The sequence below is a fragment of the Pseudomonas sp. C321 genome (genome assembly GCF_055407105.1).
Map to the genome: position 1 here is coordinate 391,054 of NZ_JBUZRB010000001.1, position 24,003 is coordinate 415,056.

Below are 24,003 nucleotides of genomic sequence, written 5' to 3' on the forward strand. Positions count from 1 at the left end.
ACGAGTGGTCAGGTCACCTGTGGCTGGGGCGTGATTACGGCCTGACCTTCGGCGAGGGCAATGTGCTGATGGCTTATGCCGAGCCAAGGGCGTTGAGGTTTTCATTGACCAGACCGTGGACGATGTCGCGTCGGCGGTCACCCTGATTGCGATTCCATTGAGGCTCATACGGCAACCACCACTCCGCCAGAAAAGACACCGCCACCGCAGCGATAAACACCAAGGGCAACCATCCCGTTGCAGCGTTGTCTACCAACCACAGCGCCCATCCGATAAATCCCGCGCAGAATAAAGGCCCATACACTCAAGCCATCAACTGTTTCATCTGCGTCTCCCATGATTGAGACAGCAGCATGAAGTCGCGCTGCGGTAGCCACAAACGACGCAACCGTCCGGCACAATTAAGGATAAGTTAAGTTGCGCTGGTTAACCTGATCCTACTTAAACAGCTCACCCAGAAGGAACCACACTATGAAAAAGCTGACTACTCTGTTCGCCGCTACCGCCCTGACCCTGACCGCAGGTCTTGCCCAGGCCGATGTCCGCCCTGATCAGATTCCAGGCCTGCTCAAGTCCGGCGCCGTCATGGATTTCGAGAAGCTCAACGCCGCAGCCCTGGCTAAACACCCTGGTGCGACCATTGTCGACACCGAACTGGAAGATAAAGCCGGCCGCCTGATCTATCAGACCGAGCTGCGTGACACCAGCAACGTGAAATGGGACGTGGACCTGGACGCCAAGACCGGCGAAGTCCTGACCAACAAACAAGACACCTGAGTTAAACCCTGAAAACGCCGCGCCACCCTCGGGTCGCGCGGCGTTTTTTATGGGGCAAAAAGCCGCCGACATTGCCACCATTGGCCGAATCAGTGCTGTGCCGGCCATTCTTTAGCTTACCCACCTGCTGATGTGATTGATCACGCGCCCAAGCGTGCGGTCACCTCGTTCAGCTCACCGGACAATCCTCTCAGGTTCTGGCTGGCCGCCTCTGTACGCTGGACGTTATCCAGATTGGCCGTCGCCACCGTGGTGATTTGCGTGATATTGCGCGAGATGTCTTCAGCCACCGAGGTTTGCTCCTCTGCTGCCGTAGCGATCTGACTGTTCATATCACGGATCGCTTCCACCGCCTGGGTGATGTGATTGAGCATGGCGCCGGCCTGGGAGACTTTTTTCACGCTGTCTTCACTGCATGACTGCCCAGTGATAATGGCCTTGGCCGCGTCGATGGCACCGGTTTGCACTGCCTGGATGATCTGGTTGATCTCGATGATCGACGCTGCCGTGCGCTGTGCCAGGCTGCGTACTTCATCGGCAACCACGGCGAAGCCACGTCCGGCCTCGCCGGCCCGTGCAGCCTCAATCGCCGCGTTGAGTGCCAGCAGGTTAGTCTGTTCGGCAATCGCGCGAATCACCTCCAGCACCTTACCGATGCGTACGCTATCGGTTTCCAGACGACGAATGATCGTGCCGGTGTTGAGGATCTCTTCACGCATCTGGCCGATGGTGGCAATCGTTACCTTCATCACTTCACCGCCCTCACGGGCCGAATGGTCCGCCTCATCAGCGGCCCGCGAAGCACTGGCGGCATGACGGGCAACTTCCTGGGCGGTGGCAGACATTTCGGTCATGGCCGTGGCCACCTGGTCCGTACGGTTGAATTGCTCCTGGGTGCCTGTGGCCATTAGCCCGGCAATCGAACTCAACTCGCCACTGGCACTCACCAGGTCCGTGGCACTGCGCTGCAAGCGACTGAAGGTCTCGGCCAGAAAATCACGCAAGGTGTTGGCGGCATCGGCAAGGCGCCCCAGTTCGTCTTGGCGGCTGATGGCCACACGCTCGGCAAAACGTCCGTGGCTCAGTTGCGCCACATAGTCGATCAACCCACGGATCGGCAAAATCAGGTTTCGGTTAATCAGCCACAAACTGAACAAGCCGATCAGCGCTCCTGACAATAGCATCACGGCCAGCCCGATCATCACGGTGCGGTCGGCATAGGCGCTGATCATCAGCGATTGCTGCGCACCCTGTTCATGCAACTCGCTGACCAGCGCGCTCATCTGCTCACTGACCATGCGGTCCACGCCCTTGACCGCGTTATCGCCTGCCGCGGAGTCCGCCCCGGCAGCCAAGTAGGCATCACGGCCCTTCTGGTAAGCAGCCATTAGCACGCTGTGCTCCCGGCGCAAGGTTTCAATACGGCCACTCAAGGCTTGATCGCTTTTGGTCTGCGCCACCAGGCGACCCAGAATACCTTGCACATCCCGTTGCCGAGCCTGGAACTGGCCCCAGTACTTCTCCATGTCCTGGGGTTGTTTACCCCGCAGCAGGACGTTTTTCCATTCCTGGACCTGCACTTTGAATTGCAGGTTCGCCTCATCAATCAGTTGTGAAGTCAGCAGAGGCCCCTCCAGCAAACTGCGATAACTCTGCACACCGCTGGAGAGAAAATGAAAACACGTCAAGGCGATCAATAGCATCGCCAGAAGGCTGCCACCGAGTAACGACAAGATCTGTGCTCTCAAAGACTTTCGCAAAAAATTCATAGGGGAAAAGCCTCGAAACAAGGGAAGTTGTGTATCCACACCGCAACATCCCTGTCATCGAAAGCACCGCGGATACACATAAGTGCTTATGCCTTGAATCGGCCGCTCCAGACACTTCTTGAGGCTATTGGGTCGGTAGTTAAAAAGGTGTTCAAAAGTACCTCTTCACATTCCGACAGTTGGATGACTAAACGGTAACAAAATTGTCAAAAACCCTTGCCATGATGCGCTCAAGCGAACCTGTGAAATCTCCTACAGGCGCCTCCTCTGTGAGCCTCCATGAACCACAGCATCGACCATGGCCATCAGGATTCGGATCTGTTTGGCCTGCTTTACGGTTTCCGTTTCAGGCCGGGTGAAAAAGCCGAGCAGATCGATTCGGCTGCTGCTCTGAAAGCCTTGCAGCAGCCCACTGATCCCGACGAATTCCTTTGGCTGCACCTGAACCTGGCCCACGCGGCGTGCGAACGCTGGATGCAGGCGCATCTGGAGTTGCCGGAAGAGTTTTTCGAGGCCTTGCACGAAGGTTCACGCTCCACTCGCATCGAGCATGTGGACTCGGCTTTGCTGGCGGTGGTCAACGATGTGGTGTTCAACTTCAGCAGCATGATGTCTTCGGACATCTCCACCCTGTGGGTCTGCGCCCGTAGCCGATTGCTGATCAGCGCACGCCTGCAACCGCTGCACTCGGTGGACAAGCTGCGCTCCTCGGTCAAGGCCGGCGAACGCTTTCGATCGCCCCTGGAATTGCTCGTGCATTTGCTGCGGGACCAGGGCGAAGTGCTGACGCAGATCGTGCGCAAGACCAGTATCAGTGTCGACCAGATCGAGGATCAGCTGTTGTCCTCACGCCTGTCCACCAACCGCTCGGAACTGGGAGCCATGCGCCGGGTACTGGTGCGCCTGCAACGCCTGCTGGCGCTGGAGCCGGGTTCGTTGCTGCGTTTGCTCAACCGCCCGCCGCAATGGCTACAGAAAGAAGACGTGAAGGAGCTGCGCAAATCCACCGAGGAATTTGCACTGATCATCAACGACCTGATGGCCCTGGGGGAGCGGATCAAACTGTTGCAGGAGGAGATCGCCGCCAACCTCAACGAACAGAGCAACCGCACCCTGTTCACCCTGACCGTGGTCACGGTACTGGCGCTGCCGATCAATATCATTGCCGGGTTCTTTGGCATGAACGTCGGTGGCGTACCGCTTTCCCAGGACCCCGAGGGCTTCTGGATTCTGGTGGCGCTGGTGGCAACGTTTACCTTGATTGCCGGTCGTTGGGCGTTTCGCAAGCGCAAGGATTATTGAGCCCCTCTGCCTTGAAAATAAGGGCGCAATGCTCCTCGTAACCGTCGAGCCCCAGCGAGGCTCGACAATTGCTACAGCCGGTCATGCCAGAGGCTGATTTATGGACCAGCGGCACACTCAATCCTCTAAAGACTGACTTACCGCAGTACCCCTGTAATATTCTGCAATGATCATGGGCGGCATCCTTCCTCACTGGATGCCCCTGCATGGCCACCCCTTCCCTGACCGCATCCACACGGGCTCACGCAGCCGATTCAAAACCCCAGTTGGACCAAAAGCCCAGCCTGTTGACGGTGATCACTTTCTTCACCGTCCTCGCCATGGGCCTGCTGTTCACCGCCTACAGCCTGATGCGCGACATGCACGAACTGGGCACGGTGGTGACTACCTGGATGCCATTCCTGCTGCTGGGTGTGGCGCTGCTGATCGCTCTGGGCTTCGAGTTCGTCAATGGTTTCCATGACACTGCCAACGCCGTGGCGACGGTGATCTACACCAACTCGTTGCCGCCACATTTTGCCGTCGTGTGGTCGGGATTCTTCAATTTTCTCGGGGTGCTGATGTCCAGTGGCGCAGTGGCGTTCGCCATCATTGCCTTGCTGCCGGTGGAGTTGATTTTGCAGGTCGGTTCATCCGCCGGTTTCGCCATGATCTTCGCCCTGCTGATCGCGGCGATCCTGTGGAACCTCGGCACCTGGTGGCTGGGCCTGCCGGCGTCTTCGTCCCATACCCTGATCGGTTCGATTATCGGCGTCGGCGTGGCCAATGCCCTGATGCACGGACGTGACGGCACCAGCGGCGTGGATTGGAGCCAGGCATTCAAAATCGGCTATGCGTTGCTGCTGTCACCGCTGATCGGCTTCGTCTTCGCGGCACTGCTATTGCTGGCACTGCGCGCGTTTGTGAAAAACCGCTCGTTGTACAAGGCACCCAAGGGCAACACCCCGCCGCCGTGGTGGATTCGCGGCATGCTGATCGCCACCTGCACCGGCGTCTCTTTCGCCCACGGCTCCAACGACGGACAGAAAGGCATGGGCCTGATCATGCTGATCCTGGTGGGTACGTTGCCGATGGCCTACGCGCTGAACCGCACCATGCCGGCCGATCAGTCGCTGCAATTTGCCGCAGTAGCCCAAGTCACCCAGCAAGCCTTGGTGAAAAGCGCACCGCAACCGGCCCCAGCCGACCCGCGTCCGACCCTGTCGGCCTACGTACGCACCAAGGAAGCAACGCCAGAATTGATCCCCGCCCTCGCCGCCCTGGCCGGGCATATTGGTGAAGAAGTGAAAGGCTATGGCTCGTTGGCCAAGGTGCCCGCCGAGGCCATGGGCAACGTGCGCAATGACATGTACCTGACCAGCGAAACCATTCGCCTGATAGATAAGGGCAAGGTCGGTAATTTCGACGCCGACACCCAAGGCAAGCTGCAACTGTTCAAGCAACAGATCGACAACGCCACCCGTTTTATTCCGCTGTGGGTGAAAATTTCCGTGGCCATTGCCCTCGGGCTTGGGACCATGGTCGGTTGGAAGCGCATCGTGGTAACGGTGGGCGAGAAGATCGGCAAAACCCACATGACGTACGCCCAGGGCGCTTCGGCGGAGATGGTAGCGATGCTGACCATTGGCGCGGCGGACATGTTTGGCTTGCCGGTGTCCACCACCCACGTGCTGTCCTCGGGCGTGGCCGGGACCATGGTCGCCAACGGCGGCGGCTTGCAGATGAAGACCATCCGCAACCTGCTGATGGCCTGGGTGCTGACCTTGCCGGCGGCGATTGTGTTGTCGGGGAGTTTGTACTGGTTATTCACCCAATTGTTCTGAGTTGTGGCGAGGGGCTTGCCCTAATTGCTCGCTGACGGCAGCAACTGGATCACCCGTCAGCGGATCGAAGCTTCGGGCGTGATGTTCCTGTAATACCAGCGGTGCAAACGTCAGTGCTGTCTTACACAGTGAGCGCCCGACGTTGCATCAGTTTCTCGCGCAGCACGTCATACCCCCAGTGGTATACGTAGGTGTACGGCAGGAAGAACAGCAGCACGCCGATGTCGAGGATGAACGCCTGCAACAGGCTGATATTCAGCCACCAGGCAATCAACGGGACACAGCCAATCACCAGGCCGCCTTCAAACAGCAAGGCGTGCAGCACACGGGTCCAACCGCCGCTGGCCAGTTGCAGGCGCACCTTGAGACGGTCGAACAGGCTGTTGAAAACGATGTTCCAACTCAGCGCCATCAGGCTGATCGCCAGGGTCACCATGCCCATTTCCAGGGCCGGTTTATCCATGATCCATGCCAGCAGCGGTGTGCAGATCGACAAGGCCAGGATCTCGAAACCGATGGCCTGGAAAACGCGTTCAGTAATTGACTTGGTAGGGTTCATGACCCGGCTCCATGAGTGACAACGGTTGCCATAATTACCCCTCAGACCGATACTTCATAACCAATAACCATCGATCAAGGCGATAGAGCGTGGCCTCTCATGAAGTGTTGCAGGCGTTTGTCCAGGCGGCGACCCAAGGTTCGTTTTCAGCGGCGGCGCGCAAGCTTGGCAAGAGCCAGTCCACCGTCAGCGCGGCGGTGGCGAGCCTGGAAATTGACCTGAACGTGATGCTGTTTGATCGCAGCAGCCGCAAACCCAGCCTCACCCCGGCTGGCCATGTCTTGCTGCAACGGGCCGAACAGGTGCTGGAGGCCAGCAGCCGCCTGGAACTGGCGGCCAGTCAGCTGTCCCAGGGGCTGGAACCCAGGCTCAGTATCGCCATGTCCGATACTTACCAGTCGCAGCGTTTTGAAACCGCCATCATCGCTTTTGCAGAACGTTACCCCGACCTGGAGCTGGAATGGCTGATCGCCGAATGCGATGACCTGATCGATCTGGTGCAAAGCGGCCGGGCGCAGATTGCCTTTATCGAACAGCAGAAGGTTTATCCGCCGGATCTGACCAGTTCCCCGGTGGAAGAACGCACGGAAATCGCCTTGTTCGTTTCACCCCAACATGTGCTGGCCAGCCTTGAGGTCGTCGATCAGCAGACCTTGCAGCAACACCGCGAGCTACGCCTGGCGAGCATCGTCAACCCTTATGACAACCGCGCCACAGGCCGGGTGTGGTCGGCGGCCAGTTACCTGATGCTGATGGAAATGGCACAGCTTGGTTTCGGCTGGGCGCCGCTGCCACGCTGGCTGGTGGAGCGTTTCGGCAACGATAGCCTGCAGGAACTCAACGTGCGCGGCTGGCCGCGTTTGGTGGCGGTGGATGCGCTGTGGTCACGCCAACGTCCACCTGGGCCAGCCGGGAGTTGGATGCTGGAAAAGATACTGGAGTAATCCCGGATAGCGACGCGCCAGCCAGCGTTAAGCGAGCGTGCTCGCGTCTACAGGTGATCATCCATGTTCAGTTGCATCAGGCGCCGGCGATCGTCTTCCACGTCTTCAGCGCTCCAATCGACCTCTTCCAGCTCTTCAGCCTGGGCCAGCAGCAGCGTCTGGGACGCGGCGAACCGTGCCTGTCGACGCAAGCGGTCAATCGCCTTGAAGCGCCCGGTAGACACCAGCCAGGCGCGAGGATTTTCTGGTACACCGTCCTGCTGCCAGCGCTCGACGGCGACGAAGAACGCCTCGTGCAAGGCTTCTTCGGCGAGGTCGAAATCGCCCAGCAAGCGAATCAGCGTGGCAAGGATGCGCCGCGATTCACTGCGGTATACCGCTTCAACCTGGGCCTGGACTGTCAATCGACCATGCCCTCAGTGACCAATGTCACCAGCCTATCCAGGCTCTGGCCCCAGCCCTCATGAAAGCCCATGGCTTCGTGGGCCTGCTTGTCGGCCTCGGTCCAGTGCATGGCCCGAGCGGTGTAGAGGGTTTTACCGTCGACTTCTTCGAGGGTCACTTCGGCGGTCATGAACGGCTTGCTCGACGGAATCCAGCCTGGAGTGAAGGCATCGGTGAACACCAACCGCCGTGGCGCAACGATCTCCAGGAATACGCCCTGGGTCGGGTACTCGGTGCCATCCGGGGCGCGCATCAGGGTGCGAAACAGCCCACCGACCCACAGGTTCATTTCGCACTCGGGGGTGGTCATGCCATGGGGCCCCCACCATTGTTGCAACAATGCAGGTTCCGTCCAGGCGCGAAACACCCGGCGGCGTGGCGCGTCGATCAAGCGGCTGATGGATAACTCGAATTGGGCGGGCTGTACACCCGCCTGGGGTTGAGTGCTCATGGGTAAATCTCCTGAGTTTTATGATTGTTTTGTTCAGAGATTCAATTCACGCACAGGGCGTACTTCCACGCTGCCGACCCGCGCCGCCGGAATGCCCCCGGCGAGCTGGATCGCTTCATTCAGGTCCCTGGCGTCGATAAGGTAAAAGCCCGCCAGTTGCTCCTTGGTTTCGGCAAACGGCCCGTCGGTGATCGACAACTTGCCGTTGCGCATACGCACGGTGGTGGCTGTCGTGACCGACTCCAGCGCCTCGGCGGCAATCATCCGCCCGCTGCCTTGCACCGATTCGGCATAGGCCTGGCATTCGGGATCATTCGGGCTTTCAGGCAAGCTGTGAAGCAACTGCTCGTCGCTGTAGACCAGGCATAGGTACTTCATAAAATTCTCCGTTTTCGGACTATCAACTATGGCTGCAGATGAGCGGGTCGGCTGAATTCCCGACGATCAGGGTTTGAGCTCAAACAAGCCCGCGCCGGTTGCCATGTCAAAGGGTGTCGACCAGTGTTCATGGCGGTGCTCCTTTTATGGGGAAAAACACGGAAGACACCCTTAGTCGAGTGGGCATTCGGCAAATCGACAAGTCGGCGAAAAATAATTGCGCTCACGGCAAACCCGCTAGAATCCGCGCTTCTTTGTAGGATTTCGGATGCCCTGCCGATGGAAACCCGCCTCGTCGCCTATGAGACGCTGAACGCTGTGCAGCAACAGCAACTGAGCGCCCTTGAAGTCCATCCCGAGCAACTGCCGTATTCCGGCGACATCTACTGCGCGCTGAACACGCTGCTGGTCAACCCCTGCCCAGGCATTAAAGGCTTCGCGCTGTTGGCCGACGAAATTCCCGTCGCCTTCCTGTTGCTCAAACGCCCGCCCTGCCTGCCCCATTGGGCCGACGAACACAGCGCTACCCTGCATGCTCTGCAAGTCGACCGTAGCCAGCAAGGCCGGGGGTTTGGCAAAGCCTGCCTGCAGGCGTTGCCCGCCGCTGCGCAATTGGCGTGGCCGCAGATCAAGGCCCTGGAGTTGTCGGTGGACAATGACAATGTGGCGGCGATGGGGCTGTATTTGCAGCAGGGTTGGGTAGATAGCGGTGAGGCTTACAAAGGACGAATTGGCTATGAGCGCCGGCTGGCGTGGGTGTTTGCTCAGGAGTAAACGCCCGACTACTCCGACTCGGGCGCCCCCAAAGGCTTCAAGAAGTAAACCACTCGTTCGGTTTCAGCGAAGCCCAGAGATTGATGCATGGCGTGGCTCCCTTGGTTATCCAGCAGCGCATCCGAGGCCAGTTCCGTGCAGCCCATTTCCCTGGCCCACTGTTCGACAGCCACCACCAATTGCCGGGCCACCCCGTTACCACGGCTGGCTGGCACTACGTACAAACCTTCGAGAAAGGCCACCGGTGAGGTGCTGGTACCGTTGACGTAATCACGCCGGATCGACGCCTCGGTAAAACCGAGGGCGTTGCCGCTGTCATCGTTGAAAGTCAGCACAAGATAGCGGTCTGGAGCGCTCAACAGAGTGTGCATTTCATGCTCATTGCCTGGTTCCGAATCCGAACCCGGCCACAGGGCAACGCGCAGAGCCTGCCAGCCAGCGAAGTCGAGCAAAGTACAGTGCCTGATCATCAAAGGGCCACTCGAGAGAAAACGGCCAAAGAGGATAAATCATCTTTGGCCACGGTTTCAGGCCTTTGCTTCAACCGGCAACCAAATCTCCACGGTGCCAGTACCTTTATCTGCATTGAAGTCGGCGCTATAGCGCTCAAAATCAGGCCCTACGACCTTGTATCCAGAGCTTGGCAGCCACTCATATATAACCCGCTCATAGGTCTGTTTAAGTGCCTGCACCGGGCCGTAGTGTGGGAAGACCGCATAGCGGTGGGCCGGGATTTCAATCGACTGGAAGTTGCTCGGCACATCGCGCTTGGCAAGCACTTCGACCCCGGCGACGTAGTCGAACTCATCGTGCTTGTTGTTGTAGCAGACGCCGTAGCTCATGCCATCAACGCGTTTACGAATACCCTTGATGCAACTATCGAACAACTCCCACAACCTGGGAATATCCCCCATCGTGGCCTTGCCGTAACGGCCGCCAACACCCGCGATCACCAGGGCCTTGCCCTCTTCCATGCGCGGTTCCAGTGATAGCTTTGCCTGTTGATTCATCTGAACAGTCTCCATCAATGAGTGAATAAAGCCTTACCGAGTATAGGGTCATACAGGCGTTTCACTCAAAGCACAAAATATTCATCGCGCCATCTGGACAACTGGCCATCATCGCCCGTATCGTCTGCCCGCAGGCCACCGCAGTGGCCGACGTCGCTCGGACGGTTCCGGGCGCTTACGTACTTCGAGGCAACACATGGCCGACCAAGGTTCGCCGCGCCGCTTTGCGCGCATAGATCGACTCCCCCCTTACGTATTCAATATCACTTCCGAGCTGAAGATGGCCGCCCGTCGTCGTGGCGAAGACATCATCGACTTGAGCATGGGTAACCCCGACGGCCCCACTCCACCGCATATCGTGGAAAAAATGGTGACCGTCGCCCAGCGTGAAGACACCCACGGTTACTCCACTTCCAAAGGCATTCCGCGTCTGCGCCGGGCGATTTCGCGCTGGTACAAGGACCGCTATGAAGTGGACATCGACCCGGAAACCGAGGCCATCGTCACCATCGGTTCCAAGGAAGGCCTGGCGCACTTGATGCTCGCCACCCTCGACCAGGGCGACACCGTATTGGTGCCCAACCCCAGCTACCCGATTCACATCTACGGTGCCGTGATTGCCGGTGCCCAGGTGCGTTCGGTGCCGCTGATTCCCGGCGTGGATTTTTTCGCCGAGCTGGAACGGGCGATTCGCGGCTCGATCCCCAAGCCGAAGATGATGATCCTGGGCTTTCCGTCCAACCCCACCGCACAGTGCGTGGAGCTGGATTTCTTCGAACGGGTGATCGCCCTCGCCAAGCAGTACGACGTGCTGGTGGTGCATGACCTGGCCTACGCCGACATCGTCTACGATGGCTGGAAAGCCCCCTCGATCATGCAGGTGCCCGGCGCCAAGGACATCGCGGTGGAGTTTTTCACCCTGTCCAAGAGTTACAACATGGCCGGCTGGCGCATTGGTTTCATGGTCGGTAACCCGGAGCTGGTCAACGCCCTGGCACGGATCAAGAGTTACCACGACTACGGCACCTTTACCCCGCTGCAAGTCGCCGCGATTGCTGCATTGGAAGGCGATCAGCAGTGTGTGAAGGACATTGCCGACCAGTACCGCCAACGCCGCAACGTGCTGGTCAAGGGCCTGCATGAGTTAGGCTGGATGGTGGAAAACCCTAAGGCATCGATGTACGTCTGGGCGAAGATTCCCGAAGCTTATGCGGCGATGGGTTCGCTGGAGTTTGCCAAGAAGTTGCTGCTGGAGGCGAAGGTTTGCGTATCACCGGGGATCGGCTTTGGCGAGTATGGGGATGATCATGTGCGCTTTGCGCTGATCGAGAACCAGGACCGGATTCGCCAGGCGATACGAGGGATTCGCGGGATGTTCCGGGCGGATGGGCTAGTGCAAAAATAACGGCTGACACGCATGTAGGAGCGAGCTTGCTCGCTCCTACAGTGGTTCGCTGATGTGGCCTACACCACCAACGACAGCAACATGATGAACCCTAACGCCACGATGGACAGAATCGTCTCCATCGCCGTCCAGGTCTTGAAGGTCTCGGCCACGGTCATATTAAAGTACTGCTTGACCAGCCAGAACCCCGCATCGTTGACGTGAGAAAGAATCAACGACCCTGCACCCGTCGCCAGCACCAGCAACTCCAGGTTCACCCCCGGCACCATCCCCACCACCGGCACCACGATGCCTGCACCGGTAATGGTCGCCACCGTCGCCGAACCGGTCGCCACGCGAATCACCGCCGCCACCAGCCACGCCAGCAGGATCGGATTGATCTGCGCTGTCACCGCCATATGGCCGATTACGTCACCCACGCCACTGGTCACCAGCATCTGCTTGAAGCCGCCGCCTGCACCGATGATCAGGATGATGGCTGCGGTCGGCGCCAGGCTGGCGTCGAGCCACTTGAGGATCTGTTTGGAACCGATGCCCTGGCGATGGCCAAAGGTGTACAGCGACAGCAGCAACGCCAGGAGCAAGGCGCTGATGGGGTGGCCGATCATGTCCATCCAGTTGCGCACGATGTGGCCGTCCGGCAGGGCAATGTCGGCGAAGGTTTTCAGCAGCATCAGGAGGACGGGCAGCAACACGGTGATCAGGGTCACGCTGAAGCTCGGCAGCGTTTTGGAGTCTGATTCGCGAGCCAGTTGATCCACCAGCTCCTGGGACGGGTTGCCGGGGATGTACTTGGCAATGAACGTGCCGTAGAGCGGGCCGGCGATGATTGCCGTAGGCAGCGCGACAATCAGACCGTAGAGAATGGTCTTGCCGATATCAGCACCAAACACGCCAATGGCCAGCAGCGGGCCCGGGTGCGGTGGCACCAGCCCGTGGACCGCCGACAGGCCGGCCAGCAGCGGGATACCGATCTTGATCAGCGACACGCCGGTGCGGCGGGCGACGATAAACACCAGCGGGATCAACAGCACAAAGCCGATCTCGAAGAACAGCGGGATGCCCACCAGGAACGCCGCAAACATCATAGCCCACTGCACCCGCTCCTTGCCGAAGGCGCGGATCAGGGTCTGGGCGATCTGATCAGCACCTCCCGATTCAGCCATCATCTTGCCGAGCATCGTACCCAGCGCCAGGATAATCCCGACAAAGCCAAGCACCCCGCCGAAGCCGTCCTGAAACGCCTTGATGATCTTGTCCACGGGCATGCCCGAGGTCAGACCAAGGAAGCCTGCCGCGATGATCAACGCAATGAACGGATGAAACTTGAACCGAGTGATCAGGACGATCAACCCGATAATGGTGACCACTGCATCAAGCAGCAGGTAGGAATCGTGGGACATGCCAAACATGGGGGTGTCTCCTGTTTGTTGTTGTTATTAAAGCGGGTATTGAATTTCCTGCGTCAGGACAGCGCTACCTTGTCCGGCAAAAAATCATTTGATTAGTTCAAAGCCGTGTTGGCGCCACCAGACATCGGTTTGCTCGGCCAATTGCTCGACGCTGTCTTTGCTGGCATTCAACGCCAGGGTCAACGGCTCGCCCACCGGGGATTGGAGGGTGGCGAACTGGCTGTCGATCAGGCTCGCTGGCATGAAATGGCCGGGGCGATGGGAGACGCGGTCGGCGGCGACCTCACGAGTCAGATCCAGGAAGACAAAACCCAGGCCCGGCGCAGCCTCGCGCAGGTGGTCGCGGTATTTCTTCTTCAGGGCAGAACAGGTCAGCACCGGATGCTCGCCAGCTTTAAGCGAACGGCGCAGCTCCTCACAGAGGATGTCGAGCCAGCCGGCACGGTCGTCGTCGTTGAGGGGGTGGCCAGCGCTCATTTTTTCAATGTTGGCGGCAGGATGAAAGCTATCGCCTTCGATGGCCGTGGCGCCGTTCAACAGGCACAAAGCCTCGCTGACGCTGGACTTGCCACAGCCAGAAACACCCATGATCACCAGGGCAGTAACAGGTTGACTCATGAAACACCTCAGGACGCAGACAGCGCTACCTTTGCCAACCGTAAGGCTAATGCAAAAATAGGCTTTCCCGCGCCTTCTTGTCATTTTTATGGAGTGACGCGTGCATCCTCGCCAGGGACTCAAACAGGATCAGGCAACCCGACGCTCAAGTATTTGCAGGCTTATGGAGACAGCGCTACCTTAGTGCCTCGATTTTTGTTTGGCAAGCCGCCTGATGACCTCCAAGAACGATAAAAATACCCGCACGACGGGACGCCCCACCCTCAACGAAGTTGCACGCCTGGCCGGTGTCAGTCCGATTACCGCCTCCAGGGCCTTGCGCGGTATCAGCACCGTGGCCACCGAACTGGTGGAAAAAGTGCAGAAGGCCGCCGCCGAGCTGAGCTACGTGGTCAACCCCGCCGCCCGCGCCCTAGCTTCGGCCCAGAGCCAGTCGGTGGTGGTGCTGGTACCATCGTTGTCCAACCTGCTGTTCATCGAAACCCTGGAAGCCATTCATCAGGTGCTGCGGCCCAAAGGCTTTGAGGTGCTAATTGGCAACACCCATTACTCCCGTGACGAAGAAGAAAACCTGCTGCGCAACTACATGGCCTATCAGCCGCGTGGCTTGCTGCTGACCGGATTTGATCGCACCGAAAGCGCCCGGCGCATGGTCGAGTCGAGCAATGTGCCGTGTGTCTACATGATGGATCTGGACCCTGGCGCCGGCTTGAACTGCGTTGGCTTCTCGCAAACCAGCGCCGGCGAAACCGCTGCCAAGCACCTGATCTCGCGGGGCCGCAAGCGCCTGGCCTACATCGGCGCACAACTGGACCAGCGCACCCTGCTACGAGGCGAAGGCTTTCGCCGGGCATTGCAACAGGCAGGGCTGTATGACCCGGACCTGGAGTTGCTGACACCGCGCCCGTCATCCGTTGGCCTGGGCGGTGAACTGTTCCTGCAAATGCTGGCCAGTCATCCCGATGTGGATGCGATCTTTTTCGGCAACGACGACCTGGCCCAAGGCGCCCTGCTGGAAGCCCTGCGCCACTCAATCAAGGTGCCGGAACAAGTGGCAGTATTGGGTTTCAACGACCTGCCCGCCTCCTCATTTATGGTGCCGCGCCTGAGCAGTATCAGTACGCCTCGGGAGGCCATTGGCCGACGGGCAGCGGAGCATTTATTGACGCTGTTGGCGGGTAACAAAATTGCCAGGCCGGTAGTGGATATGGGGTTTGAGTTGATGGTGCGCGAGAGTACCTAAACCGATCGCGCATGGCTCAACCCCTGCGTACTGGTGACGCAGAGCGTGGGAACGATCTTAAACAACCTCGTCGCCATCCCACGTCCCTGCTAAATTGCCTGCTGCCAATTCACCATTGTCAGGGAAGCACCATGGGACACACGCTGAAAATCTTGGGTCGCACTTCGTCCATCAACGTACGAAAAGTCCTGTGGACCTGCCAGGAACTGGACATCACCTACGAGCGTGAGGACTGGGGCATCGGTTTCTCCCCAACCCAGTCGCCCGAATTCCTGGCCCTGAACCCCAATGCCCAGGTTCCGGTGATCCTCGATGAAAACGGCGTGCTGTGGGAATCCAACACCATCTGCCGCTACCTGGTGGGCCTGCACCAACGCCATGACCTGCTGACGACCGAACCGGCTGCGCGGGCACGCGTCGAGCAGTGGATGGACTGGCAAGCCACCGAACTCAACCCCTCCTGGGGCTATGCCTTCCACGCTCTGGTGCGCAACAACCCCGACTTCCAGGACACGCAACGCATCGCCGCCGGCGTACGTGGCTGGAACGACAAGATGGGCTTGTTGGAACAACAGCTGATTCGAACCGGGGCTTACGTGGCCGGTGAAAATTTCACCCTCGCTGACATCCTGATCGGACTATCAGTGCATCGCTGGCGGATGACGCCCATGGCGCGTCCGTTCTACCCTGCTGTCAGCGCTTACTACGAAAAGCTCAGCCAACGCCCTGGCTTCAAGACCTTCGCCCTCGACGGTCACAACTAAGCACAAGGACTACACGATGAAAGAACTCATCGCCTTGTGCATCAACGCCCGGCGCCTTGCCTGTCACCGGCAATGTTTGACCGTCTACAGGACAAACGTTGCCTCAACCACCGTACCCCACCCCGTAAAACCAGGCATTTGCCCCTCGGCACGCTAATTGCTCCACCTGACGCACCGCCCACACTCACAGGTGCCCGATCATGTTGGTCAATACCCAAGCTGCTTCAGTGGTTCAGCAATCCAAGCGTTCCGACATGGACCCCGCCAACGCCGCCGCCAGCGCGCTGTACAGCGGTGTCATGCAAAACGTGCAGAACGCCGTCACCGCCACACAGGTACAGGCTACGCAAAAGGCCAAGGACACTACCGCCGACAACGTCGAAGCAGCCTTTGCCAAGACCCGCGTACAACTGCAAACCACGCCAGAGACCACTGCCACGCCAAAAACCGAGGCCAGCACCCAGGCCCGGGCGGACTTCAACGAGTACATGACCAAAACCCCGGCCGAGCGTATTCGCGATCAGATCCTCAAGGAAAAGGGCCTGACCGAAGAGGATGTTAAATCCATGCCGATTGAGCAACAGACCTCAATTGCCAATGAAGTGGCCGACCGCTTGAAGGCACAGACTGCGGAACAGATCGCGGCTAAAACCGCCGACCCGCAAGTGCAGGCAGTGAAAGAGACCCTGGCGGCGATTTGATCGCAGCTAAACATGCGCTGTCTCCCGTAGAGACTCTGTCGGGCCCCAGCGAGGCTGCGCTGGGCGCGCCTCGGTGGGGGTCGACAACTTTATTGCAACTGCAACGTCGAGTTGAACTGACTGATGGCATCCACCACATGCCGTGAGCCTTGCTGAATTTCCAGAATCACCTGCCCCGCCTCATTGGCCAACTCCACGCCAAGCCCGGTGCGACTCAAGCTCGACTGCATGCTCGACACCGCGCTCAGCGACAGGTCGTGGTTCTTGCGCACCACATCAACAATCTCCAGGGTCGCCTGACTGGTGCGAGCCGCCAGGCTGCGCACTTCATCGGCCACCACCGCAAAACCCCGGCCATGCTCGCCGGCGCGAGCTGCTTCAATGGCGGCATTGAGTGCCAGCAAGTTGGTTTGATCGGCAATGCCGCGAATGGTCTGGACGATGCTGCCAATGATGTCCGACTGCTTACTCACCGCATCGATGCTCAGCGCCGCCTCGTTGAGGTCGCGGGAAATTTCTTCGATGATCTGCACCGTTTGCTGGACCACTTCCGAGCCTTTTCGGGCGCAGACGTCGTTTTGTACCGAAGTGCTGTGGGCCGACTCGGCGGCGGTACGCAGGGTGGTGACTTGATCGGTAATATCAGTGGCAAACTTCACCACTTTGTACAACCGCCCGCAGGCATCGAAGATCGGGTTATAGGAGGCTTCCAGGAATAACATCTGCCCGTATTTGTCCTTACGTTCAAACCGATGAGAGTGGTATTCGCCGCGATTGAGAGAAGCCCAAAACGCCTTGTATGCCGGCGAATCGGTTTCGCTGCGATGACAGAATATGCTGTGGTGCTGACCGACAATTTCGTTGAGGGAGTACTTCACCGTCTTCAGGAAGTTTTCGTTGGCATTGATGATCTGGCCCTGCGGGGTGAACTCGATCACCGCCATGGAGCGACCGATGGCGTCCATCAGGCTTTGGTTTTCATGTTCGTGATGGGCCCGTGCAGAGATGTCCGACGCCACCTTGATTACGCTCTGCACCTTGTTGTCGGCGCCGATCACCGGCATATAACTGGCTTCCAGCCACACTTCCTGGCCGTTTTTATTCAAACGCATAAAGGTGCCACTGATCGGTTCGCCTCGGGCGAGGTCTCGCCACAACTTGGCGTAGGCGTCGCTGCGGTAGAACGACTCTTCGCAAAAAATCCGGTGATGCTTGCCACGGAGTTCTTCAGCGCTGTAGCCCATAGCCTTGCAGAAGTTCTCATTGGCATCGAGCACCATGCCGTTGCAATCGAACTCGATCATCGCCATGGATCGGCTAATGGCCGCCAGCTTGGCTTTGGCCTCGGTCAGCGCGCAGGAAAAACGCTCGATTTCCAGCAGGGCGGATTTGTGTTGGCGGTTAAACATGATCGGATCACCTTCAGCGCTGTCTTTGATTGACGGTTAGTTTTTGGATTTGACCCACTACAACTTTCCACAAAACAGGCAAACGCAGTCGTCCAGAGACAGGACAAGTGTCAGGCGATCGATAAGTGATGGTTAATCGGAGAGTCCATGAGGCAACACTCTTATCAAATCATCCTTTTCTTGATAGCGCCCCGTCTGGGGCCTACTTCAACCGACACACGCAAATCCATTTAAACCACCACTCCTTTTTTCCCGGCGCCTTGGCATGCGCACTCGTTTTATTCATATTTTCAATAGTGATGACTAACCACTATTGAAATCCATTCAAAACGCTTGATATGGCAAGCGACATAAATGGTTATGGGTGAGCATAGACAGGGCTTGGCACTATGCAAGGCCATTAATCGGCCAGCATCTGTAATAACGCATTGACTGCGGGTGAAGGCAGACGCGTTCGTGAACTGACCAAGGCAAACTCACGATGCACCGGGACGCTCAGCGACATGATGCGCAAGCCCTGGCGGACCTGGTACCGGCTGCAGGACTGGAGCGGTTACAGGAGTGGTTGAATTTTGTTTCCAGCGAAATTCACGGTGGCCTGGGCGTGTTGTTCAATACCTCGATTCCCGAAGAGGTGAAGCTGCTCTTCAAGGCCACGTTGTTCAAGCGCTTTGCAATCCTGGTGCAGACGTTGGAGCGTCAGGACTATTTGCTTGGCGAGCAGCTTTCGGTGGCCGATGCCTACCTGCTTGTGGTGCTGCGCTGGGCGGCGTTTTTTGATATCGATTTGCAGAAGTGGCCGGCATTGGCGGGCTCAGGGCAGGCTGGGCCGACGAAAAAGTCGGCTTCATCCTGCTCTGTGCAATGAGACGGGGAGATCTTGCAGATCGTTTGGTGCTTAGCTTAGAAGCAGATGTTGCGGTGACTACCGAGAATCAATGCCCAAACAAACCCGCTTCGGATTTTTTGGTTTTCTTGTCGGCGCGTTTTTCATCGGCGGTTTTTGCCGGTTTTTTCTTCGCGGCTTTCTTTGAATCCATGCCTTTGGCCATGATGCGTGCTCCACTTACAGGGGATGTAACAAGGGGTATAACACCTATTGCCCGACAGAAGGTGCTTTGCCCGACTTATAATCCCCGGCCCACGATCACGGCTGTCAAAAAACCATGCCTGAGTTGCATATTGATCTGCTGGCAGAGCCTTTATGGCCGCTGCTGAACAAGTTTTACCGCAGCCACAATTCGCCGATGAAAGCCGTCAAGGGCGGGCAATTGTGGGTGGCCCGGCACAGCGAGATTGTCGCCGGATTGTGCTTGAGCCCTGTGGTCGGCGGGCAATGGCTGACCGGGCTGTTTGTCGAGCCATTGTGCCGTAGGCAGGGGCTGGCGGCGCGACTGATTCGTAAGGCCGTTGCGCCGGTCGAAGGCACCGTTTGGCTATTCTGCCATCCGGAGCTTGAAGGGTTTTATCAGGGGATCGGGTTTACTCAGGAAACAGTACTACCGCAGTCTCTGGCGGAACGACTGGCGCGCTACAAACGCAACAAACCAATGATCGCCATGGGTTTAAAGCCGTTACTGAGGTCGACCGACGATAATGTGTGATCGGCGGTTGTTAGCTGCTGCGACCGATGCGCATAGATATCGACACATCTTGAAGACAGCAACTAACGTAGCGGTTGTCGAGCCCCTGCGAGGCTACGTTGGCCGCACCGTGTGAGCCGGATCACTCGTCGGCAGTAGGATCCATATCCGGAAACATCACATCAATAAATCCAAACTTGCTGAAGTCGGTGATCCGCGACGGGTACAACCGACCGATCAGGTGATCGCACTCATGCTGCACCACCCGCGCATGAAAGCCGTCGGCAATGCGCACAATCGGCTCGCCCTTGGGATCAAAGCCTTCGTAGCGAATCTGTTGATAGCGGTCCACCGCGCCGCGCAAGCCAGGCACCGACAGGCAACCTTCATAGTCCTCTTCCAGCTCCGGGCTTAGCGGCGTGATAAGCGGGTTGATCAGAATGGTCTGAGGCACCGCAGGGGCATCCGGGTAGCGCTCGCTGCTCTCGAAACCAAAGATCACCAGTTGCAGGTCTACGCCAATCTGCGGTGCGGCCAGGCCCACGCCGCCAACGTGCTCCATGGTCTGGAACATGTCGTCGATCAACTGCCACAACTCAGGGCTGTCGAACATTTCCAGCGGGACCGGTGGCGCGATACGCAGCAGGCGCTCGTCGCCCATTTTCAGAATTTCACGAATCATGTTCAGGCTTCGTTGGTAGTGGGTGCGAATGGTCCCGGCCAAGGCCCGAGACGTGCTGTTTTTCATCGTGTTCGCCGAAGTCCTTTTCACCAGGAGCCTTGCCTTCGGTGGACATGTGTTCGATCACCGCATTCATCTCTGCGCCGAGCAACAGCACGGCCGCTGAAATGTAGAAGTACAGGAGCAAGACGATGATCGCGCCGATACTGCCATACATGGCGTTGTAGTCGGCAAAGGTTTTGACGTAATAGCCAAAGCCCAGGGAAGCGATGATCCACACCACTACCGCCAGCACGGAACCTGGGGTGATAAAACGGAATTTCTGCTTCACGTCGGGCATCACGTAGTACATCAACGCCACAGCGAACATCAGCAAGATTACGATCAATGGCCAGCGCAGGATGGTCCACAAGGTGACCACGAATTCCTGCATGCCAATCTGCATCGCCAGCCATTCCATCACTTGTGGCCCGAGGACCATCAGCGCGGCTGCGGCCAGCAACATGCCGGCGATGCCCACGGTGTAGAAAATCGACAGGGGGAAACGCTTCCAGATCGGCCGGCCTTCGACCACGTCGTAGGCGGCGTTCATTGCGCTCATCATCAGACGCACGCCCGCAGAGGCCGTCCACAGCGCAATGACGATACCCACCGACAGCAAGCCGCCCTTGGATTGCTGCAACTGGTCAATCACCGGATTGACCTGCTCCAGGGCCTGAGGCGGCAACACCAACTCCGACTGCAGGCGCAGCCAGGTAAAGAAGTCCGGCAGGTGCAGGAAACCGATCAGCGCAATGAGGAACAGCAAGAAGGGAAACAGCGAGAACAGCATCTGGTAGGCCAGTGCCGAGGCGTAGGTAGGCATCTCGTCATCGACGAACTCGGTGATGGTGCGCATCAGCACGCGATGCAGCGGCAGGCCTTTTAATACTGGAAAAATCATAGCGTCTCCTTTCGCCGCAAAAGGTTGAGTTCGTGGGCGACTCAGGGGCCGTTTTCTACATCAAAGTAGCCTATTTGGCGACATTGAAACAATTTCGAAACTTTAATCACTGCTTGTGACACAAAAACGGCCATCCATAGATGGCCGCCTCGCTGCTCAAGTGCAGTCAACCGGGTCAGGCGTTGTCGATGGTTTTCTTTACCGCATCCTTGACCTTGCCGACGGCTTGCTGAGCTTCGCCTTTCTTTTCCTGAACCTTGCCTTCGACCTGCAACTTATCGTTGTCAGTGGCTTTACCGACACCTTGCTTGATGTTGCCGATGGCTTCGTTCGCCAAACCTTTTGCCTTATCCGCTGTGCTGCCCATGGTATTACTCCTGTGAACATTCAAGGGTTTTGGTCATTACGCAAGGGTTGACCCTGGGCCTTTGTGCAGAGTTTCAATTATTTTTACCCAGGCATTTCATCGCCCTGCACAGGTTTGGCTTTATGTTTTGCGGCCAACCCACGAGAATGCCCGGCACATTCAGGCTCAACCGCTGAATAACAGATCCCGTAGGAAGGTTATGAAACTCAATAAAACACAGGCCATCGCCCGCAGAAACCTGGAACTGGGCGGTGCCGTGCTCGGCGTCAACAACTGCCACTTCACCGACCTGGACCGCAAACGCAACATCTGGTGGTTCGACCTGCCGGTGGGCCGTATTGCCGTGGGCCAGTACGAGTGGATTCATTTGTTGATGCACAACGCAGACAGCGACCAGTTGCTGCACTTGAAAGTGCCGACAGCGTTCCTGCGTGAAAAGCTTGAAGGGTTGGTGGTGCGCAATGCTGGCAAGCGCAAGCCGGAGATTACCCTGGAGCTGAGCGCCGACAAGGATTCGTTCCTGAAAGATGTACGCCCGGCAGGTGCCGGTGTGAGCTTTACGCAATTCATGTTCTGACACTGATCGTCCCCACGCAGATCAGAGCGCAGGAACGATCACTCAACAAAAAGCCCCGCAAATGCGGGGCTTTTTGTTGGGTGGCGGGTTACTTCTTCACACCCAGTTTCTTCAGTTCTTCATCGCGCAACTCACGTCGCAGGATCTTGCCAACGTTGGTGGTCGGCAATGCATCGCGGAACTCCACGGCCTTGGGCACCTTGTAGCCGGTGACGTTGGCGCGCATGTGCTCCATCACCTGTTCTTTGGTCAGGGTGGCACCCGGTTTGACCACGATGAAGATTTTGATGATCTCTCCGGACTTCTCGTCCGGCACACCGATGGCCGCGCATTGCAGCACGCCCGGCAGGCCGGCCAGTACGTCTTCCAGTTCGTTGGGGTAGACGTTGAAACCAGAGACCAGAATCATGTCTTTCTTGCGGTCGACGATGCGCATGTAGCCGTCTGGCTGGATAATCGCGATGTCACCGGTCTTCAACCAGCCTTCGCTGTCGAGGACTTCGGCGGTAGCGTCCGGGCGCTGCCAGTAGCCTTTCATCACTTGCGGGCCCTTGACGCACAGCTCGCCGATTTCCCCCAGGGCCAACTCCACGCCGTCATCGGTGATGATCTTGCACAAGGTCGATGGCACCGGAATACCGATGGTGCCAATCTGGATGTGCTGGATCGGATTGACGGTGGCCACCGGGCTGGTTTCGGTCATGCCGTAGCCTTCGCAGATGGAGCAGCCGGTGACCGCTTTCCAACGCTCGGCCGCCGCCAGTTGCAGGGCCATGCCTCCGGACAGGGTGACTTTCAGCGCAGAGAAGTCCAGCTTGCGGAAACCTTCGTTGTTGCACAGGGCAACAAACAGCGTGTTCAGGCCGACAAAGCCACTGAACTTCCACTTCGACAACTCCTTGACCATCGCCGGCAGGTCGCGCGGGTTGCTGATCAGGATGTTGTGGTTGCCGATCAGCATCATTGCCATGCAATGAAAGGTGAAAGCGTAGATGTGGTACAGCGGCAGTGGCGTGATCAGGATCTCGCAACCTTCGTTAAGGTTGGAACCCATCAGCGCCTTGCACTGCAGCATGTTGGACACCAGGTTGCGGTGCGTCAGCATCGCGCCCTTGGCCACGCCGGTGGTGCCGCCGGTGTATTGCAGCACCGCCACATCGTCGCTGGTGGGGCTGACTTCGGTGACCGGCTGGCCGTACCCCTTGGCCAGCACGTCGTTGAACTTGATCGCCTTGGGCAAGTGATAGGCCGGGACCATTTTCTTCACGTACTTGATGACGCTGTTGATCAGCAGCCGCTTGAGCGGCGGCAACAGGTCAGCCACTTCGGTAACGATCACATGCTTGACGGAGGTCTTGGGCACCACGTTTTCTGCCAAGTGCGCCATATTGGCCAGGCAGACCAGGGCCTTGGCCCCGGAGTCGTTGAACTGGTGTTCCATTTCCCGCGCGGTGTACAGCGGGTTGGTATTGACCACGATCAGGCCGGCACGGATAGCACCAAATACGACGACCGGGTATTGCAAAACGTTAGGCAGTTGCACGGCGATTCGATCACCGGGCTGCAAGTCGGTATGCTGTTGCAGGTACGCGGCAAACGCTCCGGACAGCTCGTACAACTCACCGTAGGTGATTGTCTTGCCCAGGTTGCTGAAAGCCGGTTTGTTGGCGAAGCGCTGGCAGGACTGTTTCAGTACCGCCTGAATATTTGGATACTCGTCTGGATTGATCTCTGAAGCAATCCCGGCGGGGTACTTATCCTTCCAAAAGTCTTCGTTCATGGAAGCCCACTCCTCAGCGACGCGAATTCATCATCGCATTTGATGCGATTATTATTTGTTTGTATTTTTTAGGGTGAGTCTGGCTGTTTCAAGCAGGCCGAGAGGTCACAAAGCGCGCCGAGAGTAGCAGCTTTGCCAAGGGCCGCCTAGAGCCAAAAGCAGGCTCTACAGTCATAATCATGACTCAAGAATATCTAATGGTCACTTTTAGAGCAAAGATTCTATAATCCGAGAAAAGGCTCTGGAATGGGGGCTTTACCAACCTCAAGAGCTGACGCGGAGCGTCCA

At 57.9% G+C, this 24,003-nt stretch carries 24 protein-coding genes and 4 pseudogenes; 12 read left to right on the plus strand and 16 right to left on the minus strand.

The window, feature by feature from the left end:
* Positions 1-82: 82 nt before the first annotated feature.
* Positions 83-304 (minus strand): annotated as a pseudogene (locus ACZRJ6_RS01800) (sterol desaturase family protein); the annotation flags it as partial.
* 167 nt (positions 305-471) lie between these two features.
* On the opposite strand from ACZRJ6_RS01800, the gene ACZRJ6_RS01805 reads away from it, so the two are divergent.
* A complete protein-coding gene (locus ACZRJ6_RS01805) occupies positions 472-777 on the plus strand; it encodes a PepSY domain-containing protein (protein WP_463966843.1) in 306 nt (101 codons plus the stop codon).
* 140 nt (positions 778-917) lie between these two features.
* Here ACZRJ6_RS01805 and ACZRJ6_RS01810 read toward each other — a convergent pair whose 3' ends face one another.
* Positions 918-2,546, minus strand: coding sequence for a methyl-accepting chemotaxis protein (locus tag ACZRJ6_RS01810; RefSeq protein ID WP_463966844.1), 1,629 nt, complete (start codon positions 2,544-2,546; stop codon positions 918-920).
* A gap of 279 nt (positions 2,547-2,825) precedes the next feature.
* Between ACZRJ6_RS01810 and ACZRJ6_RS01815 the strand changes: the two genes are divergently transcribed.
* Both ACZRJ6_RS01815 and ACZRJ6_RS01820 read left to right on the plus strand, forming a co-directional pair.
* Entirely contained in the window at positions 2,826-3,848 is a 1,023-nt protein-coding gene (locus ACZRJ6_RS01815) for a transporter (protein ID WP_463966845.1), read from the plus strand.
* 206 nt (positions 3,849-4,054) lie between these two features.
* Positions 4,055-5,671: an inorganic phosphate transporter gene (locus tag ACZRJ6_RS01820; RefSeq protein WP_463966846.1), complete on the plus strand. Its 1,617-nt coding sequence runs from the start codon at positions 4,055-4,057 to the stop codon at positions 5,669-5,671.
* 121 nt (positions 5,672-5,792) lie between these two features.
* Here ACZRJ6_RS01820 and ACZRJ6_RS01825 read toward each other — a convergent pair whose 3' ends face one another.
* Positions 5,793-6,230 (minus strand): multidrug/biocide efflux PACE transporter, encoded by a 438-nt coding sequence (locus ACZRJ6_RS01825; RefSeq protein WP_463966847.1) that lies wholly within the window; start codon positions 6,228-6,230, stop codon positions 5,793-5,795.
* Positions 6,231-6,319: 89 nt separating this feature from the next.
* Between ACZRJ6_RS01825 and ACZRJ6_RS01830 the strand changes: the two genes are divergently transcribed.
* The gene (locus tag ACZRJ6_RS01830) at positions 6,320-7,174 is read left to right on the plus strand and encodes a LysR family transcriptional regulator (RefSeq protein WP_463966848.1); all 855 of its coding nucleotides are present in this window, start codon (positions 6,320-6,322) and stop codon (positions 7,172-7,174) included.
* Positions 7,175-7,248: 74 nt separating this feature from the next.
* Here ACZRJ6_RS01830 and ACZRJ6_RS01835 read toward each other — a convergent pair.
* The 3 genes and pseudogenes from ACZRJ6_RS01835 to ACZRJ6_RS01845 all read right to left on the minus strand — a co-directional run.
* Positions 7,249-7,578: pseudogene (locus ACZRJ6_RS01835) on the minus strand (sigma factor); the annotation flags it as partial.
* Positions 7,575-8,069, minus strand: a complete 495-nt coding sequence (locus ACZRJ6_RS01840; protein WP_463966849.1) for an SRPBCC family protein — start codon at positions 8,067-8,069, stop codon at positions 7,575-7,577. The gene ACZRJ6_RS01840 and the pseudogene ACZRJ6_RS01835, both read right to left, overlap by 4 nt.
* A 33-nt stretch (positions 8,070-8,102) precedes the next feature.
* Positions 8,103-8,447: a YciI family protein gene (locus tag ACZRJ6_RS01845; RefSeq protein WP_149413817.1), complete on the minus strand. Its 345-nt coding sequence runs from the start codon at positions 8,445-8,447 to the stop codon at positions 8,103-8,105.
* Positions 8,448-8,726: 279 nt separating this feature from the next.
* On the opposite strand from ACZRJ6_RS01845, the gene ACZRJ6_RS01850 reads away from it, so the two are divergent.
* On the plus strand, positions 8,727-9,221 hold the full coding sequence (locus ACZRJ6_RS01850; protein ID WP_463966850.1) for a GNAT family N-acetyltransferase: 495 nt from the start codon (positions 8,727-8,729) through the stop codon (positions 9,219-9,221).
* Positions 9,222-9,229: 8 nt separating this feature from the next.
* On the opposite strand, the gene aac(6') is transcribed toward ACZRJ6_RS01850, so the two are convergent.
* Together aac(6') and ACZRJ6_RS01860 are read right to left on the minus strand one after the other, a co-directional pair.
* A complete protein-coding gene (gene aac(6') / locus ACZRJ6_RS01855) occupies positions 9,230-9,691 on the minus strand; it encodes an aminoglycoside 6'-N-acetyltransferase (protein ID WP_463966851.1) in 462 nt (153 codons plus the stop codon).
* Between the two features lie 57 nt (positions 9,692-9,748).
* Positions 9,749-10,231, minus strand: a complete 483-nt coding sequence (locus ACZRJ6_RS01860) for a GyrI-like domain-containing protein (RefSeq protein WP_463966852.1) — start codon at positions 10,229-10,231, stop codon at positions 9,749-9,751.
* Positions 10,232-10,427: 196 nt separating this feature from the next.
* Between ACZRJ6_RS01860 and alaC the strand changes: the two genes are divergently transcribed.
* Positions 10,428-11,636: an alanine transaminase gene (gene alaC, locus ACZRJ6_RS01865; RefSeq protein WP_463966853.1), complete on the plus strand. Its 1,209-nt coding sequence runs from the start codon at positions 10,428-10,430 to the stop codon at positions 11,634-11,636.
* Positions 11,637-11,695: 59 nt separating this feature from the next.
* On the opposite strand, the gene ACZRJ6_RS01870 is transcribed toward alaC, so the two are convergent.
* Both ACZRJ6_RS01870 and ACZRJ6_RS01875 read right to left on the minus strand, forming a co-directional pair.
* Entirely contained in the window at positions 11,696-13,048 is a 1,353-nt protein-coding gene (locus tag ACZRJ6_RS01870) for a GntT/GntP/DsdX family permease (protein WP_133099489.1), read from the minus strand.
* 84 nt (positions 13,049-13,132) lie between these two features.
* Positions 13,133-13,666, minus strand: coding sequence for a gluconokinase (locus ACZRJ6_RS01875; RefSeq protein WP_463966854.1), 534 nt, complete (start codon positions 13,664-13,666; stop codon positions 13,133-13,135).
* 211 nt (positions 13,667-13,877) lie between these two features.
* Here ACZRJ6_RS01875 and gntR point away from each other — a divergent pair, with 211 nt between their 5' ends.
* From gntR to ACZRJ6_RS01890, 3 genes are all read left to right on the plus strand, one after another.
* Positions 13,878-14,909, plus strand: a complete 1,032-nt coding sequence (gene gntR, locus ACZRJ6_RS01880) for an HTH-type transcriptional regulator GntR (protein WP_463967406.1) — start codon at positions 13,878-13,880, stop codon at positions 14,907-14,909.
* 131 nt (positions 14,910-15,040) lie between these two features.
* Entirely contained in the window at positions 15,041-15,673 is a 633-nt protein-coding gene (locus ACZRJ6_RS01885) for a glutathione S-transferase family protein (RefSeq protein WP_463966855.1), read from the plus strand.
* Between the two features lie 200 nt (positions 15,674-15,873).
* Positions 15,874-16,374 (plus strand): hypothetical protein, encoded by a 501-nt coding sequence (locus ACZRJ6_RS01890; protein WP_463966856.1) that lies wholly within the window; start codon positions 15,874-15,876, stop codon positions 16,372-16,374.
* Positions 16,375-16,463: 89 nt separating this feature from the next.
* Here ACZRJ6_RS01890 and ACZRJ6_RS01895 read toward each other — a convergent pair whose 3' ends face one another.
* Together ACZRJ6_RS01895 and ACZRJ6_RS01900 are read right to left on the minus strand one after the other, a co-directional pair.
* Positions 16,464-17,033 (minus strand): methyl-accepting chemotaxis protein, encoded by a 570-nt coding sequence (locus ACZRJ6_RS01895; RefSeq protein WP_463967407.1) that lies wholly within the window; start codon positions 17,031-17,033, stop codon positions 16,464-16,466.
* Positions 17,007-17,783, minus strand: a pseudogene (locus ACZRJ6_RS01900) (PAS domain-containing protein); the annotation flags it as partial. The pseudogene ACZRJ6_RS01900 and the gene ACZRJ6_RS01895, both read right to left, overlap by 27 nt.
* A 511-nt stretch (positions 17,784-18,294) precedes the next feature.
* On the opposite strand from ACZRJ6_RS01900, the pseudogene ACZRJ6_RS01905 reads away from it, so the two are divergent.
* A pseudogene (locus ACZRJ6_RS01905) lies at positions 18,295-18,651 on the plus strand (glutathione binding-like protein); the annotation flags it as partial.
* Positions 18,652-18,949: 298 nt separating this feature from the next.
* Positions 18,950-19,387 (plus strand): GNAT family N-acetyltransferase, encoded by a 438-nt coding sequence (locus ACZRJ6_RS01910; protein ID WP_463966857.1) that lies wholly within the window; start codon positions 18,950-18,952, stop codon positions 19,385-19,387.
* Between the two features lie 121 nt (positions 19,388-19,508).
* Here the strand turns inward: ACZRJ6_RS01910 and def are convergent, their stop codons facing one another.
* The 3 genes from def to ACZRJ6_RS01925 all read right to left on the minus strand — a co-directional run bounded on the left by def (position 19,509) and on the right by ACZRJ6_RS01925 (position 21,358).
* Positions 19,509-20,048, minus strand: a complete 540-nt coding sequence (gene def / locus ACZRJ6_RS01915; protein ID WP_463966858.1) for a peptide deformylase — start codon at positions 20,046-20,048, stop codon at positions 19,509-19,511.
* On the minus strand, positions 20,038-20,991 hold the full coding sequence (locus ACZRJ6_RS01920) for a YihY/virulence factor BrkB family protein (RefSeq protein WP_463966859.1): 954 nt from the start codon (positions 20,989-20,991) through the stop codon (positions 20,038-20,040). Before ACZRJ6_RS01920 ends, def begins: the two co-directional genes overlap by 11 nt.
* Positions 20,992-21,166: 175 nt before the next feature.
* Positions 21,167-21,358: a CsbD family protein gene (locus ACZRJ6_RS01925; RefSeq protein ID WP_463966860.1), complete on the minus strand. Its 192-nt coding sequence runs from the start codon at positions 21,356-21,358 to the stop codon at positions 21,167-21,169.
* Between the two features lie 199 nt (positions 21,359-21,557).
* On the opposite strand from ACZRJ6_RS01925, the gene ACZRJ6_RS01930 reads away from it, so the two are divergent.
* Complete coding sequence (locus tag ACZRJ6_RS01930; protein ID WP_149413794.1) at positions 21,558-21,935, plus strand: hypothetical protein; 378 nt, start codon at positions 21,558-21,560, stop codon at positions 21,933-21,935.
* Positions 21,936-22,023: 88 nt separating this feature from the next.
* Here ACZRJ6_RS01930 and fadD1 read toward each other — a convergent pair whose 3' ends face one another.
* Positions 22,024-23,715 carry a long-chain-fatty-acid--CoA ligase FadD1 gene (fadD1, locus tag ACZRJ6_RS01935; RefSeq protein WP_463966861.1) on the minus strand — a complete coding sequence of 564 codons (1,692 nt, stop codon included), beginning with the start codon at positions 23,713-23,715 and terminating at the stop codon, positions 22,024-22,026.
* Positions 23,716-24,003 lie beyond the last annotated feature (288 nt).

What these genes read in the sequence shown, in the direction of transcription:
- ACZRJ6_RS01860 (WP_463966852.1), bottom strand. Translation starts at nt 10,231, where the DNA reads ATGAATCAACAGGCAAAGCTATCACTGGAACCGCGCATGGAAGAGGGC.
- ACZRJ6_RS01810 (WP_463966844.1), bottom strand. Translation starts at nt 2,546, where the DNA reads ATGAATTTTTTGCGAAAGTCTTTGAGAGCACAGATCTTGTCGTTACTC.
- ACZRJ6_RS01820 (WP_463966846.1), top strand. Translation starts at nt 4,055, where the DNA reads ATGGCCACCCCTTCCCTGACCGCATCCACACGGGCTCACGCAGCCGAT.
- ACZRJ6_RS01845 (WP_149413817.1), bottom strand. Translation starts at nt 8,447, where the DNA reads ATGAAGTACCTATGCCTGGTCTACAGCGACGAGCAGTTGCTTCACAGC.
- ACZRJ6_RS01875 (WP_463966854.1), bottom strand. Translation starts at nt 13,666, where the DNA reads ATGAGTCAACCTGTTACTGCCCTGGTGATCATGGGTGTTTCTGGCTGT.
- ACZRJ6_RS01815 (WP_463966845.1), top strand. Translation starts at nt 2,826, where the DNA reads ATGAACCACAGCATCGACCATGGCCATCAGGATTCGGATCTGTTTGGC.
- fadD1 (WP_463966861.1), bottom strand. Translation starts at nt 23,715, where the DNA reads ATGAACGAAGACTTTTGGAAGGATAAGTACCCCGCCGGGATTGCTTCA.
- ACZRJ6_RS01890 (WP_463966856.1), top strand. Translation starts at nt 15,874, where the DNA reads ATGTTGGTCAATACCCAAGCTGCTTCAGTGGTTCAGCAATCCAAGCGT.
- ACZRJ6_RS01825 (WP_463966847.1), bottom strand. Translation starts at nt 6,230, where the DNA reads ATGAACCCTACCAAGTCAATTACTGAACGCGTTTTCCAGGCCATCGGT.
- ACZRJ6_RS01805 (WP_463966843.1), top strand. Translation starts at nt 472, where the DNA reads ATGAAAAAGCTGACTACTCTGTTCGCCGCTACCGCCCTGACCCTGACC.
- ACZRJ6_RS01910 (WP_463966857.1), top strand. Translation starts at nt 18,950, where the DNA reads ATGCCTGAGTTGCATATTGATCTGCTGGCAGAGCCTTTATGGCCGCTG.
- alaC (WP_463966853.1), top strand. Translation starts at nt 10,428, where the DNA reads ATGGCCGACCAAGGTTCGCCGCGCCGCTTTGCGCGCATAGATCGACTC.
- ACZRJ6_RS01930 (WP_149413794.1), top strand. Translation starts at nt 21,558, where the DNA reads ATGAAACTCAATAAAACACAGGCCATCGCCCGCAGAAACCTGGAACTG.
- ACZRJ6_RS01925 (WP_463966860.1), bottom strand. Translation starts at nt 21,358, where the DNA reads ATGGGCAGCACAGCGGATAAGGCAAAAGGTTTGGCGAACGAAGCCATC.
- ACZRJ6_RS01840 (WP_463966849.1), bottom strand. Translation starts at nt 8,069, where the DNA reads ATGAGCACTCAACCCCAGGCGGGTGTACAGCCCGCCCAATTCGAGTTA.
- ACZRJ6_RS01870 (WP_133099489.1), bottom strand. Translation starts at nt 13,048, where the DNA reads ATGTTTGGCATGTCCCACGATTCCTACCTGCTGCTTGATGCAGTGGTC.
- ACZRJ6_RS01885 (WP_463966855.1), top strand. Translation starts at nt 15,041, where the DNA reads ATGGGACACACGCTGAAAATCTTGGGTCGCACTTCGTCCATCAACGTA.
- ACZRJ6_RS01920 (WP_463966859.1), bottom strand. Translation starts at nt 20,991, where the DNA reads ATGATTTTTCCAGTATTAAAAGGCCTGCCGCTGCATCGCGTGCTGATG.
- ACZRJ6_RS01850 (WP_463966850.1), top strand. Translation starts at nt 8,727, where the DNA reads ATGGAAACCCGCCTCGTCGCCTATGAGACGCTGAACGCTGTGCAGCAA.
- def (WP_463966858.1), bottom strand. Translation starts at nt 20,048, where the DNA reads ATGATTCGTGAAATTCTGAAAATGGGCGACGAGCGCCTGCTGCGTATC.